The following is a 14,355-nucleotide window of genomic DNA, read 5'->3' as shown; positions in this document are numbered from 1 at the left end:
GTGTTTCCTGTGCTGATAAATCTGTCCCGCGCCCTGAAATGGACGTTGCTGACTTTGCTGGTCATCGGCGCAGTGCTGATCACGTCTTTACGTATATTGTTACCGCAGCTCAATGACTATCGTGACCCGATTACCCGGTGGTTGTCGGCGGAAGCGAACCTGCAGATTAGCGTCGAACTGGTGGAAGGGCGCTGGCACAATCTGGGTCCGGTGATGGCGCTGCACGGTGTCAGTCTGGGACAGAACAGCCATGACATGATTCAGGTTCGTGAGGTCGATTTTGAAGTTGATCTGTGGCGTTCTCTTCAGAATCTCAAACCGGTTTTCCGGGATGTACAGCTGTATGGACTTTCTCTGGATCTGACGCAGCTGCCGCAAGGCAGTCAGGAACCGAATACCGATCGCCATGTGGGTCTGGCCCGTCTGGAACAGGCGCTGCTTGTTCAGTTGGGTACCTTTTCTCTGCGTGATGCCACGCTGATCGTGACCTCTCCGGCAGGGCACCGGCAGCCGATTGCGGTCAAGGAATTGAAATGGGATCGTCGCGGTGATCAGCACTTGGCGGAAGGGATTGTCAGTATTCCCGGCACGGAGCTCAATGAATTGAGCGTGATCGCCAACCTTTCGGCCAAAGATGGTCTGCCCAAGTTGTCGGGAACGGTTTATGCCCGTGCCCGTAACCTCTCGTTTACCCCCTGGCTGAATCAGGCCATGCTGGGCGGCGAAAAAATCACAGAAAGTCAGATTAACACCGAAGCCTGGTTCACGCTGGACAATGGCCGGCTCGACAGCGGCCAGCTCAGATTCCAGGATTCTTTTGTCCGCTGGCAGGAACAGAGTGTGCCGCATGAACTGGCGCTGCTGCGGGGCATGCTCTCGCTCACGCCTGTGGTGCAAAACGGTGCGCCGGGCTGGCGGCTGGATACCCATCAGCTGGTGCTGGCCTCTGATGAGCAGGCCTGGCCACGGCTGGATTTGTCGGCGCAGTGGCTGGCTGTGGATGCCGGGGGACAGGCTCTGGCATCTGAATTGCCTGTGCCGGAACAGTTGAATCAGGGGCGCTGGAATCTGACTGTCGGACGTATGGATCTGGCCCGGTTGCTGCCACTCAGCACCCTGTTACCCGAAAATAATGCGGCCAGAGAAGCGCTCCAAACCCTGCAGCCATCCGGATTGGTCAATGATTTGCGTCTGGCCGGTCAGGGGCTGGGCGTTCCCCGTTTTTCCTTTCGTCTTGCCCATTTTGCGAATCAGCAGTGGTTGTATTTACCGGCCTTTGAAGCGCTGGATGCGACGGTTGCCGGTGATGCCCGTCAGGGACAAATCACGCTGGATGTGACGCCGCAGACGCTGGATTATGACAAAGTTTTTCAGGCCCCGATGCCGATTGAACAGGCTGAAGTTCATGCTTACTGGCAGACCAGCGCGCAGGGCTGGCGGATCTGGAGTGATACGCTGGATGTGCGGACGCCGCATGTGAGTGCCAGCGGCCAGTTCAGGCTGGATTTTCCGGCGGATCAACCGTCCTGGTTATCGTTTTACGGGGAAGCTGCCGTGAAAGATGCTGGCGCAGCGTGGCGGTATCTGCCCCGGCCAGCACTGGGGCAGGAACTGACAGATTACCTTTCCGCTGCGATTCGCGGTGGGGAATCCGACCATGCGCAATTACTGTGGTACGGGGATTTACCGGATTTTCCTTATGCGCAACATGCGGGGAATTTTGAGGTCCGGGTACCGATCCGTCAGGGACGCTTCAGTTTTGATACGGCATGGCCGGAACTGACTGAACTGGATCTGGATCTGGTCTTCAAAAACGATCGGATGCTGCTCAATGCCAGCCATGCCAAAACCAAAGCTGTGATTGCGGAAAAGGTGCGGGGAGAAGCCAGGCTGCATTCGGACGGACACCTGAAACTGAATTTTGATGTCGGCGCCGAAGGGGCGCAGGTGCGCGACTACATGATGGCAACACCCCTGGTTGATTCTGTAGGGGCAGCCCTGACGGCGGTGAATGTGCAGGGGCCTGTCAGTGCCCGGATTGCGCTGGATATCCCCTTCAGTGGTGAGCCGGCGCATGTCAGTGGTGAGGCGGTGCTGGAGAATAATCAGGTCACGATAGAAAGCTTGTCCCTGCCGCTCTCACAAGTCAAAGGCCGGATTGAATTTCAGGATGATCAGATTACGGCGTCAGGCGTGTCGGCTTACTGGCTGGGCCAGCCGCTGAACGTCAGTTTTGATGGCGCGAATGCAGACTCGGGTTATGAGGTGGACGTTGATCTGAACGGTGTCTGGCAAATTCCGTCATTGCAGCAGCGCCTCAGGGATCCTTTGCTCGCTCAGGTGACCGGCAGCAGTGCGTGGCACGGCAAGGTTGGCGTGGTGTTGCATGACACCGGCCTGAATTATCAGGTGCTGATTCAGGCGCCGCTGGCCAGGATCCGCAGTCAATTGCCGTATCCTCTGGCGGTGCTTCCCGGCAGTGGCACCCATGCGGTGCTGACGGCAGCGGGGAACACAACGCGGCTTGAGGCAAGTCTGACGGTGCCGGATGCCCAGTATCAGGCAGAACTTCAGCTTGAACCCAAGTTACGCATTGCACGCAGTGAACTCAGTGTGGGCCGGGCGGAGCGACGCCGATTACCGGCCAAAGGGCATGGCGTCCGGATTCAGGCGCCAATGCTGGATATTGATGCCTGGGACAGACTGGTCCAGCAGATGTTCCAGCAAGCGTCAGATCAATCAGATCCCCTGATCCAATGGCCGTTACCAACCCGGGTGAATGCCCGCGTTCAGCAACTGAAGCTGGCCGGACTCAACTGGCACGATCTGGAGCTTGCCGTTCGCAAGCAACCCACGCAATGGCATGCCGTACTGGGTAGCCGGGAAGCCAGTGGCGAACTGACCTGGCCGGATTATCAGCCGCTGAAAGTGAATCTGGAGCAGCTTCACCTGAATCTGCCGGAAGGAGAAAAACCGCTGGAACCGATCGCGGCACACAAAAAATATGTGCCACAGATGAGTATCCCACCAGTCACTGATTTCGACCGTAATATGATGACCTACATGCCACAAATGGATGTGCAGGTGAAAGATCTCTGGTTGCAGGGCTACCGGCTGGGTTCGTTGAGCGGTCGCTTGCGACGGGAAGCACAGACGCTGGTTCTTGAAGAGCTGGAGCTGAATTCAGGCACAACCTCGCTGAGCCTGGATGGGCACTGGACGATGAATGATTATCAGAATGAAACGCAGGTCGCGTTTGATATTGCCGGTGAAGACAGTTCAGAGCTGATGGGACGCCTGGGCGTCTCCGGCGGGATTCAGGATGCCCGCTTTAAGAGCTATGCCTCGATCCAGTGGCAGGGCGCGCCCTGGTCGATGCACCGGGAAACTCTGACCGGTGAGATGAAAACAGAAACCGGTAAAGGCGTGATCCGCGATGTGGGGGGCGCCGGACGTATTCTGGGGCTCTTCAGTCTGGATTCCATCATCCGGAAGATGCAGCTTGATTTCACGGGTGTTTTTGACGACGGCCTGGCCTTTGATTATATCCGGGGCTCCGGTCGTATTGAAAATGGCCGGTTTGAAACCGATGATGTTGAAATGAAAGCACTGGCCGGGGATATGTATATTCAGGGAAGTGCTAATCTGGTAAATGAAACCGTGAATGCCAGAGTGAAATTTGTCCCGGATCTGACCTCGGGAATTCCGGTCCTGACGGCCTTTGCCGTTGCGCCTCAGACTGCGATTGTCGTCTTCGCAATCTCGACAGCTTTGTCGCCTGTGGTGGATGTATTTACGCAGATTAACTATGTGGTGAGCGGCCCGATTGACGCTCCGACAGTGACCGAGCAATCCCGTTTCACCGGCGAGTTTAAAGTGCCTGAAGCCCTGAAGCAGCAGGCAGACCAGTAAGTCAGTCGTGACCCCGGTTGTCGCTAGGTAAGGAAAAGCCCCGTCTTGGCCCGGCGGCCAATTCAGGTAATAATGATAAGAAAGTCAATTCATAAGGGAGTGCGTGATGGCCAAAGTGGGTGTAGTACAGATGAATTCCGGGCCGGATCCTGAAACCAATCTGCGTCAGCTGAAAAAAAAGCTGAAAGGATTGCAATTGCAGGGGGCGAAGCTGGTTGTGACGCCGGAAAACTGTCTGGTTTTTGGAACCCGAAAAGATTATGAGTTGCACGCGGAAACACTGGGGCAGGGCCCCATCCAGTCTGAGCTGGCACAGATAGCCAGGCAGCTGGGTATCTGGCTGCTGATTGGCTCAATGCCGATTCGCCGGGCGGATGGGGCGATGTCGACAACGGCGTTGCTGTTTGATGATCAGGGTGAATTACAGGCGCACTACGACAAACTCCACATGTTTGATGTGGAAGTCGCCGATCGTCATCACAGCTATCGCGAGTCGGACACCTTTCGTCCCGGCAATGACGTGCGGGTGATCAACACACCCTACGGCAACATCGGGCTGTCAATCTGTTATGATGTCCGCTTTCCGCAGCTGTATAGCGCGCTGCGGGCGCAGGGGGCAGATATCATTGTTGTGCCTGCGGCATTTACCCGAGTCACGGGGAAAGCGCACTGGGACATTCTTCTGCGCGCCAGAGCTATCGAAACGCAGTGCTGGATCGTCGCTGCCGCGCAATGGGGTGAGCATGATCAGGGCCGGGAAACCTGGGGTCACTCCATGATCGTGGATCCCTGGGGCAGGTGGTGGCCTGTCAGGAGCAGGGAACGGGTGTTCTCACTGCGGATGTGGATCTGGGCCTGAGCGAACAGATCCGAACCAATATGCCATTGCTGCAACATGCCCGATTTCAGGTGCAGCAGTGCAATACAGAAGAGTAAAGGCAATGACGCTGGAAACCGTAGAACAGACCATGCTCGCCCAGTCCGGGCTTGAGCGTGATGATCTCAGCCAGACTCTGGCACTGATGGCCGACCGTAATGTGGATTACGGCGACATTTACTTTCAGTCCAGCTGGCATGAGTCGCTGGTTCTGGAAGACAGCATTATCAAAGACGGTTCGTTCAACATTGACCGTGGGGTTGGTGTGCGGGCGGTGTCGGGTGAAAAAACCGGCTTTGCCTATTCCGATCAGATCAGTAAGCTGGCGCTGACGCAAAGTGCAACCGCAGCGCGCGGGATTGCCCGCGGTGGTTCAAATGGAAAGGTCAAAGCCTTTTCGTCTCCGGCCGTTCAGCCTGTCTATGCACCGGTGAATCCGCTGGAAAGCATGGAAAGGCAGGATAAGATCGCATTGCTGCAGGAAGTGGACGCCTATATCCGCGCCAAAGAGCCACTGGTGAAGGAAGTGTCGGTCAGTATCAGTGGCGTGTACGAGCAAATGCTGGTGGCTGCGATTGACGGCACTTATGCTGCTGACATTCGTCCGCTGGTTCGTTTTTCTGTCAGTGTGCTGATCGAGAAAAATGGTAAGCGGGAAAGCGGCAGTGCAGGTGGTGGTGGCCGGTTTGGTTATCAGTACTTTCAGTCGGAAACCGACGGGAAATCCGTGGCGCTGCAGTACGCAGACGAAGCGTTGCGTCAGGCATTGATTAATATTGATGCCGATCCGGCACCGGCAGGCACGATGCCGGTTGTGCTGGGAGCGGGCTGGCCAGGTGTGCTGCTGCATGAAGCGGTCGGACACGGTCTGGAAGGCGATTTCAACCGTAAAGGGTCTTCCATGTTCTCTGGACAAATGGGTCAGCAGGTCACCTCAAGCCTGTGTACCATTGTTGATGACGGAACGCTGGCTGATCGCCGGGGCTCGCTGAACATTGATGATGAAGGCATACCGGGTCAGTACAATGTGCTGGTTGAGGGCGGCAAGCTGAAAGGGTACATGCAGGACAAACTGAATGCCCGTCTGATGGGGGTCGCGCCGACCGGTAACGGTCGCCGTGAGTCTTATGCGCATCTGCCGATGCCGCGCATGACCAATACCTACATGCTGCCGGGTGAACACACGCCGGAAGAAATCATCGCCAGCGTATCGAAAGGCATTTACGCCCCGAACTTTGGTGGCGGTCAGGTCGACATCACCTCCGGGAAGTTTGTCTTCTCGGCGTCTGAAGCTTACCTGATTGAAAACGGTAAAATCACCCGTCCGATCAAAGGCGCAACCCTGATTGGCAGCGGCATCGAAGCGATGCAGAAAGTCTCCATGGTCGGCAACGATCTGGATCTGGATCGCGGTGTCGGTGTGTGTGGGAAAGCCGGTCAGAGTGTTCCTGTAGGTGTAGGGCAGCCGACGCTGAAATTGGAATCCATGACGGTCGGCGGCACGCAGTAAGCGGTTGCCTGGGAATCATCGGAAAGAAAAATGCCAGCAATTGCTGGCATTTTCGTATCGCAGGGATTTCGTTCAGGTCGTTAGTCCTGAATGTACAGACCTTTCAGGATCTGGAAAATCTCCCGGTAGGCTTTCGCCGGTTTGTTCTGTGCCTTTTCTTTACTTGCCATTCTGGCGAGCTGACGCAGTTGCTGACGGTCGGCTTCCGGATGGGCTTCAACGACTTCGTTGATCACCGCATCGCCTTCTTCAATCAGACGATCCCGAAGGGTTTCCAGTTTGTGTAACTGAGCGGTCATCTGCGCGTGCTTGTTGTTCAGCTTATCCAGTGCCGTTTGAATCGTTTCGATGTCTTCGTTGCGCATCAGTTTCCCGATGAATTGCAGCTGGCGACGATAGGCTTCTTGCTTGAAGCGGTGCGCGTCTTTGATCGCACGCAGCAATTCTTCACTGACCGGCACTTTGGCCAGCGCATTCGGCTTGAGCTTGACCAGCTCCTCGCCCATCTTTTGCAGGGCTTCCATGTCACGCTTCATCTCGGACTTACTGACCCAGATGATTTCTTCTTCCTCTTCCCATGGGGCTTTTTTGTTTTTACGGCTCATAACAGGCTCATGACTGACTTCAATGTCTCTATTTTATCAGTTTCAGGTTGAATTTGGGCGCATTTTAATAGCCTTGAGTGTTATCCTTAAGGGAAACATTGCAGATAAAACGTATGGCTATGGATGTGAAACAACAAGTTGCCCAGCAGCGTGTCGAGCTGGAACAGGCGGTCGCCCGTGCCCTGGAGCTGGCAGGTCAGCAAGCTGACGCAGCAGAAGTGGCGATTAATAAATCCACAGGGATCAGTGTTTCCTCCCGGATGTGTGAGGTTGAAAACGTTGAATTTAACAGCGATGGTGCCATGGGCATTACCGTGTATCGCGGACAGCGCAAAGGCAGTGCGTCAACCTCGGATCTGAGTGAAGCGGCGATTGCCCAGACAGTGGCTGCAGCGCTGGAAATTGCCCGTCATACTTCGGAAGATCCTTTTTCCGGCCCCGGTCCTGCGGAGCTGATGGTCCGGGAGATCCCTGATCTCGATTTGTTCCATCCCGATGAACCTGAACCGGATCATGCGGCATCCATTGCGATTGCGGCCGAGCAGGCGGCGCTGGACGCAGACAGCCGGATCAAGCAGAGTGACGGTGCCAGCTATGACAGCCACTATGGCGTGCGGGTTTACGGCAACAGCCATGGCATGCTGGCCAGTTATGCCAGCAGCCGGCACAGCATCAGTTGCAGTGTGATTGCCGAAGGTCAGAATGGCGATATGGAGCGTGACTACAGTTACACGCTGGCGCGCCGGACCAGTGATTTGTGGACACCAGAGCGTGTGGGGCGTCAGGCTGCTGAACGAACAGTGAGCCGGATTGATCCGCAAAAGCTTTCAACCCGCAATGCACCGGTGATGTTTGCGTCGGATATTGCAACTGGCTTATTCGGTCATCTGGTGATGGGGATCAGTGGTTCGAATCTGTATCGGAAGTCGACATTTTTGCTGGATAAGCTGGATGAACAGATCTTGCCGTCCTGGCTGAATATCAGCGAGCGTCCCCATTTGCTGCGCGGCTTGGCAAGTACGCCGTTCGACAGTGAAGGTCTGGCAACACAAGACCGGGAAATCATTCAGGATGGTGTGCTCAAAACCTATCTGATGACCAGTTACGCGGCCCGTAAACTGGGGCGTCAGCCCACCGGCCATGCGGGTGGCATCCATAACTGGATGGTGTCGAGCACTGGCGAAGACTTTCAGGCCATGCTGCGTAAAATGGACACTGGCTTTCTGGTGACGGAGCTGATGGGGCAGGGTGTGAATATCGTGACGGGTGACTACTCGCGCGGAGCGGCAGGTTTCTGGGTTGAGAACGGTGAAATCCAGTTCCCGGTCAGTGAAGTGACCATCGCCGGTAATCTGAAAGAGATGATGAACAACATTGTCGCGATTGGCACAGATACTGAAACCCGGAGTCAGATTCAGACGGGTTCAGTATTATTGGAGTCGATGAAAATCGCGGGGGAATAACCGCGCTTCGAACCTCTGAAAAAGGTCTGGCTATGCCAGACCTTTTTTGTCTGCGAGTTTTTTTTGGGCGTCAGGTAATAAAGAGGGTCGCGAGCCCGAGGAAGACCGACAGACCGACAATATCGGTAATCGTGGTCAGGGCCATGCCGCCTGCAAGTGCGGGGTCGATATTGAATTTTTTCAGAATGACCGGCACCCCGACTCCGGCAATGCCGGCAATCAGCAGGTTGGTCATCATGGCACCGGCAATAATACCGCCCAGTACCAGATTCCCTTTCCAGAGGACGACCACGCCCCCGATGATACAGGCCCAGAGAATACCGTTGATCAAACCAACCCGGGCTTCTTTACTCAGCAGCCAGCGGGTATTCGAGTCCCCGATGTGACCCACAGCCAGACCGCGGATCACGAGCGCGACGGTCTGGTTTCCCGCCACCCCGCCCATGGAAGGAACAATGGTCATCAGTACTGCGATGGCCGCCATTTTGTCCAGCGTGTCTTCAAACATATTGGAGACAGAGGCTGCTGCCAGCGCCGCGAGCACATTCACACCCAGCCAGATACTGCGCCGACGGGCAGATTTCATCACCGGGGCAAAGGTGTCTTCATCATCGTCCATCCCCGCCATACTCATCATCGAGTGCTCGGCATCCTCACGGATAATATCCACCACGTCATCAATGGTGATCCGGCCCACTAACTGGTTACTGGCATCGACGACCGGCGCAGACAGCCAGTTGCGTCGCTCAAACAGATTGGCAACTTCACTGTCATCCATATCGACTTTGATGGCTTCGTCCGGATCGTCCATCACGTCATGAATTTCTACATCGGGTTGTGTGGTGATCAAGGTTGCCAGCGACAGGTGACCGATCAGCACATTATTTTCATCGACCACGTACAGGGCATCAGTCGCTTCCGGTAGTTCGCCTTTCATGCGCAGATAACGCAAAACCACATCAGCCGTGACATCACCCCGGATGGTCACGAAATCGGTACTCATGATCCCGCCGGCACTTTCCTCCGGGTAGGCCATGGCCTGCTCGATCCGATGGCGATCGGCAGCATCCATCTGAGCCAGAACTTCCTGGAAACGCCGATCCGGCAGGCTTCGGAGGACATAAGCGACATCATCGCTTTCCATCCCTTCGGTGACCGCGGCCAGTTTCTCCGGATCCATCAGGGCGACAATGCCGTCTTTGACGTCCTCGGACAGTTCGTCCAGGATTTCACCCTGTTCTTCCGGATCGGTCAGTTGCCAGAGGACCTGACGTTCTTTGGGCGGACTGGCTTCCAGCAAGTGAGCGATGTCTTCAGGCTCCATGTCCTGCAACATCCGCCTGACGTGCACGAACATCCCTCGTTCAAGGGCTTGATTGACCTGTTGTAGTGTCTGGTGGGTCTGATCTTGTTCGAAAACGTCCGCCATAGTGAGAACTACCTTGCTTCGTGAATAGGCCCGGCACAGGAGATTCAGCGGCCGGGAAATGGCGCAATAATCTGAATATTAACGCAATCCTGTGGCCTTTGTCTCATTTGATCTGAAATCTGACGGAGATTTCACCATGAGGCACAAAGGATGGAAAGCAAGCTCAGAAGGGATAGATTTTGACTAAAAAGCCGGATTTTACTGCGAATTATCAGATTTTGTGTGACGTTAAAAGCATGTTTGCCGCGAGTGGTATCCAAGTGAGGGTCAGCTTTCTTCGTCGAAGCCGTTTTCAATCAGGGAAGCAATAGCTTCCAGTGCATCACTGGCATCGTTGCCTTCAGCACTGACGATCACTTTCTGGCCCTGTGCCGATTCCAGCATCAGCAATCCCATCACACTGTCAGCCGTGGCAGATTTATTATCATTGGTGACCGTGACCACAGCTTCAAAGCTCTGTGCCAGTTCCACCAGTTTAATCGCGGCTCTGGCATGCAGGCCCAGGCGGTTTTTGATAAAGAGTTCGCGGCTGACTGTGTTCATATTCAATGCTTCTGCGGCGTTTGCTTTTCCAGCGTACGGTGTCGGACCTGGACCTGCTGACCCCGCTGACGGAAGCAGTCTGCCAGCTGTTGGGCGACATACACTGAGCGATGTTGTCCACCGGTACAGCCAATGGCGACCGTGACATAGCTGCGGTTGTTTTTCTCCAGCATTGGCAACCAGCTTTCCAGAAAATGACGGATCTGATAAATCAGCTGAGTGACTTCGTGATGGCTGGCGAGGTATTCCTGCACGTCTGTGTCGAGGCCAGTCTGCGGTTTCAGTTCCGGAACCCAGTGTGGATTGGGCAGGAAACGGACATCAAAGACATAATCGGCATCGGTGGGCAGGCCATGTTTGAACCCGAAGGATTCGAACACCATCACCAGTTCGCGGGACTGGCGGCCAAGCACGCGGGCACGCACGGTTTCGCTCAGGTCATGAATAGATAATTGGGTGGTATCCAGCACCAGATCGGCTTGCTCTTTCAGGTTTGCCAGCCAGGCACTTTCTGCCTGAATGGCTTCTTCCAGACTCATATTCTGGCGGGACAGGGGGTGCAAACGTCGGGTTTCGCTGTAGCGTTTCACCAGCGTATTGTCGTCTGCATCCAGGAACAGCAGGTTGACGTCAGCTTGTTTGCGGACATCTTCCAGAATGGTGCTGGTAATATCATGATCAGCCGGCATATTGCGGACATCCACACTGACGGCAACGTTCTGGGTATGGGGATCCAGTGTTTTCATCAGGTCAGACAGTAGGTGGACCGGCAAATTATCGACGCAGTAGTAACCGAGGTCTTCCAGTACCCGCAGGGCGACTGATTTACCTGAGCCTGAACGGCCGCTCACGATCATCAATTTCATGACAAAACTTTCCTTAGTGCCGGTTAAACGGGCTCTGAAGTCATGATCTGATACAGCTCTTCGTCGCTTTTGGCTGCCCGGAGCTGTTTCAGGACATTTTTATCACTGAGCTTTTCCGCCATGCTGGACAGTGTTTTGAGGTGCTCTTTGCACTGCGCATCCGGAACCAGTAAAGCAAACAGCAAATCGACCGGTTGATTGTCGATGGCATCAAACTGGATCGGCTGCTGGCACTGAATCAGAACCGCAATGGCTTGTTCACTATCGCTGACACGACCATGAGGGATCGCAATGCCGTTCCCGATCCCGGTACTGCCCATTTTTTCCCGGTTCAGCATGCACTCAAACAGTGGCTGAGGATTCTGGTTTAAATGTTGGCCTGCGATTTCGCTGATGATTTCCAGCGCGCGCTTCTTGCTGGAACAGTGGACTGCACTCTTGGTGCAGTCCAGGCTTAATACTCGACTCAGTTGCATGTTAATGACTATTGAGTTTGTCTTTGTGCTTGTTAAGTTGACGCACCAGTTTATCAGTTAATTGATCAATTGCAGCATACATATTTTCAGAATCTGCCTTTGCGTGGATTTCACCGGCATTAATGTGAAGGGTGGCTTCGGCAATTTGCTGCATTTTTTCGACGTTCAGAACCACGTGCACGTTATTAATCTTATCGAAAAAGCGCTCCAGCTTATCGAATTTGGTTGTCACATATTCACGCAGCGAAGGGGTGATTTCAATGTGGTGACCAGTGAGATTAATTTGCATAGACATCTTCCTCCTGTGTGCCGCTACTCTTCAGAGCAGGCGCTTTCTTTGGCTTGAAGGCGGGATACCAAGCGATTCACGGTACTTGGCGATGGTGCGTCGAGCAACCATGATGCCTTGATCCGCCAGTAATGTCGCAATTTTGCTGTCACTCAAAGGTTTGGCCTGATTTTCAGCCGCAACCAATTTCTTCACCAGTGCGCGGATGGCTGTTGATGAACATTCGCCGCCGTTGTCGGTACTGACATGGCTGGAGAAGAAATACTTCAGTTCAAAGATACCCCGTGGGGTATGCATGAATTTTTGTGTGGTGACCCTGGAAATCGTCGACTCGTGCATGTCGACAGCCAGGGCAATATCGTTGAGGACCATTGGCTTCATGGCTTCCTCACCGTATTCGAAGAAATCTTGCTGATGCTCCACGATACAGCGCGCGACTTTCAGCAGGGTATCATTTCGGCTTTCCAGGCTTTTGATCAGCCATTTGGCATCCTGCAGGTGGCTGCGGATAAACTGGCTGTCAGCACTGTTCCGGGTCTGCTTGCTCAGTGCGGCATACTGTTCATTGACTCTCAGGCGCGGCACGCTGTCCGGGTTAATGGTCACGACCCATTTGCCTTTGTCTTTGAACACCGAGACGTCCGGAACGACATACTCGGTTTCGGAGGCGACAACCCGGTTGCCGGGACGGGGATCCAGGGAGTGGATCAGCGTCATGACGTTTTTCAGATCATCTTCTTTGAGTCGGGTATCACGCATTAACTGGCGGTAATCCCGGTTACCGAGCAGATCCAGATGCTGAGTCAGAATCATTTTGGCTTCGGCCAGCCAGGGCGTATCTTCCGGAAAGGTTGCGAGCTGAAGTAGCAGGCATTCCTGCAGATTGCGCGAAGCCACACCCAGTGGGTCAAATTGCTGGACGCGTTTCAGGACGGCTTCGACTTCATCCATCTCAACCTCTTCATCGCCCATGCTTTCGAGGATGTCTTCACAGCTGCTGGTGAGGTAGCCTTTCTCATCAATGGCATCGATGATGGCAAATGCAATGGTGCGGTCGGTGTCGCTGAATGGTGTTAGATCCAGCTGCCATATCAGGTAATCTTGCAGCGTTTCCGTGGTTTCGCCCTGATAGACGGGCATGTCATCATCCGGCGCGATCCCAGTGCTTCCGGTGCCGGCACTGTACACATCATCCCAGGTGGTATCGACCGGGAGGTCGGCGGGCATTTCGCGCTGTTCAATCACATCCGAAGTGTCGAACGAGTCGCTGCCGAAATCGTCTAACTGTTCTGCAGCGTCATCTTTGCTGCTGGCACTTTCTGCGCGTACTTCGTCCTGTTCAGCGGAAGCATGGTCGCCGTCAGGATGGCTTTCGTCGAGCTCAAGCAGGGGATTGGCGTCTAAGGCTTCCTGGATTTCCTGTTGCAGATCCAGAGTAGACAGTTGCAGCAGGCGAATGGCCTGCTGCAGTTGTGGCGTCATTGCCAATTGTTGACCGAGCTTAAGCTGGAGCGAAGTTTTCATGCGTGTACAGACACCTTGTGATTATTGTATGAATCGCTTGTCTTTGGGGTCTTTAGGCCAGTCGAATCAAAACGTTCGACAAGCCTTTGCAGCTTACCTCTGTTATGCCCTTTTATCTATAACTATAGTCTGAACTGGTCTCCCAGATAGACACGTTTCACATGCTCATCGTTCAGAACTTCAGCAGGTGTGCCGTGTGCAATCAACTGTCCCTGACTGACGATGTAAGCGTGCTCACAAACATCGAGGGTCTCTCTGACATTGTGGTCTGTGATCAGGACACCCAAGCCACGATCGCGCAAATGTTCGATGATTTTTTTGATGTCAATCACAGAGATGGGATCCACCCCGGCAAAAGGTTCATCCAAAAGAATGAACTTCGGGTTGGCAGCCAGCGCACGGGCAATTTCAACCCGGCGACGTTCCCCTCCCGACAGTGCCATGCCGAGACTGTTGCGGATATGCTGGATGTGGAATTCGTCCAGCAATTCTTCCAGCTTGTCCTGGCGTTCAGCTTTGCTCAGCTCAGAGCGAGTCTGCAGGACGGCCATCAGGTTGTCATGGACCGATAAACGCCGGAAGATGGACGCCTCCTGTGGCAGATAGCCAATCCCCATACGGGCACGGTTGTGCATCGGCTGAAGGCTGATGTCGGTGCCATCAATGGTAATGGCGCCCTCATCACGGGCAACCAGACCCACAATCATATAGAAAGACGTGGTTTTGCCGGCACCATTCGGGCCAAGCAGGCCGACAATTTTGCCTGATTCAACTTCCAGGCTGACATCGGAAACGACTTTGCGGCCGTTATAACTTTTGGCCAGATGGGTGGCGGTTAACTTAGACATTCGCACTCTTAAT

General features: G+C 54.4%; 11 protein-coding genes and 1 pseudogene. 4 read left to right on the top strand and 8 right to left on the bottom strand.

Annotated features, from left to right (window positions below; all coding sequences use genetic code 11):
• From KDD30_RS13830 to tldD, 3 genes and pseudogenes are all read left to right on the top strand, one after another.
• The gene (locus tag KDD30_RS13830) at positions 1 to 3,912 is read left to right on the top strand and encodes a YhdP family protein (RefSeq protein WP_211646361.1); all 3,912 of its coding nucleotides are present in this window, start codon (positions 1 to 3) and stop codon (positions 3,910 to 3,912) included.
• Between the two features lie 106 nt (positions 3,913 to 4,018).
• A pseudogene (locus tag KDD30_RS13825) lies at positions 4,019 to 4,848 on the top strand (carbon-nitrogen hydrolase family protein).
• Positions 4,849 to 4,853: 5 nt separating this feature from the next.
• Complete coding sequence (gene tldD / locus KDD30_RS13820) at positions 4,854 to 6,299, top strand: metalloprotease TldD (RefSeq protein ID WP_211650009.1); 1,446 nt, start codon at positions 4,854 to 4,856, stop codon at positions 6,297 to 6,299.
• 80 nt (positions 6,300 to 6,379) lie between these two features.
• Here tldD and yjgA read toward each other — a convergent pair whose 3' ends face one another.
• On the bottom strand, positions 6,380 to 6,904 hold the full coding sequence (gene yjgA, locus KDD30_RS13815) for a ribosome biogenesis factor YjgA (protein WP_211646360.1): 525 nt from the start codon (positions 6,902 to 6,904) through the stop codon (positions 6,380 to 6,382).
• 119 nt (positions 6,905 to 7,023) lie between these two features.
• Between yjgA and pmbA the strand changes: the two genes are divergently transcribed.
• Complete coding sequence (gene pmbA, locus KDD30_RS13810; RefSeq protein WP_211649999.1) at positions 7,024 to 8,367, top strand: metalloprotease PmbA; 1,344 nt, start codon at positions 7,024 to 7,026, stop codon at positions 8,365 to 8,367.
• Between the two features lie 70 nt (positions 8,368 to 8,437).
• On the opposite strand, the gene mgtE is transcribed toward pmbA, so the two are convergent.
• From mgtE to lptB, 7 genes are all read right to left on the bottom strand, one after another.
• Positions 8,438 to 9,796: a magnesium transporter gene (gene mgtE, locus KDD30_RS13805; protein WP_211646359.1), complete on the bottom strand. Its 1,359-nt coding sequence runs from the start codon at positions 9,794 to 9,796 to the stop codon at positions 8,438 to 8,440.
• A gap of 267 nt (positions 9,797 to 10,063) precedes the next feature.
• The gene (locus KDD30_RS13800; protein ID WP_211646358.1) at positions 10,064 to 10,339 is read right to left on the bottom strand and encodes an HPr family phosphocarrier protein; all 276 of its coding nucleotides are present in this window, start codon (positions 10,337 to 10,339) and stop codon (positions 10,064 to 10,066) included.
• A gap of 2 nt (positions 10,340 to 10,341) precedes the next feature.
• Complete coding sequence (gene rapZ / locus KDD30_RS13795) at positions 10,342 to 11,205, bottom strand: RNase adapter RapZ (protein WP_211646357.1); 864 nt, start codon at positions 11,203 to 11,205, stop codon at positions 10,342 to 10,344.
• Between the two features lie 23 nt (positions 11,206 to 11,228).
• Positions 11,229 to 11,681, bottom strand: coding sequence for a PTS IIA-like nitrogen regulatory protein PtsN (gene ptsN / locus KDD30_RS13790; protein WP_211646356.1), 453 nt, complete (start codon positions 11,679 to 11,681; stop codon positions 11,229 to 11,231).
• A 1-nt stretch (position 11,682) separates the two neighbouring features.
• A complete protein-coding gene (gene hpf / locus KDD30_RS13785) occupies positions 11,683 to 11,970 on the bottom strand; it encodes a ribosome hibernation promoting factor (protein ID WP_211649997.1) in 288 nt (95 codons plus the stop codon).
• A gap of 30 nt (positions 11,971 to 12,000) precedes the next feature.
• Positions 12,001 to 13,452 carry an RNA polymerase factor sigma-54 gene (locus KDD30_RS13780; protein ID WP_371826097.1) on the bottom strand — a complete coding sequence of 484 codons (1,452 nt, stop codon included), beginning with the start codon at positions 13,450 to 13,452 and terminating at the stop codon, positions 12,001 to 12,003.
• A 164-nt stretch (positions 13,453 to 13,616) separates the two neighbouring features.
• Positions 13,617 to 14,342, bottom strand: a complete 726-nt coding sequence (gene lptB, locus KDD30_RS13775; protein WP_211646354.1) for an LPS export ABC transporter ATP-binding protein — start codon at positions 14,340 to 14,342, stop codon at positions 13,617 to 13,619.
• Between the last annotated feature and the right edge of the window lie 13 nt (positions 14,343 to 14,355).

Source organism: Photobacterium sp. GJ3 (genome assembly GCF_018199995.1).
Lineage (GTDB): Bacteria > Pseudomonadota > Gammaproteobacteria > Enterobacterales > Vibrionaceae > Photobacterium.
Note: the sequence above shows the minus strand (reverse complement) of the source record. Positions and strands in the feature narration are given on the sequence as shown.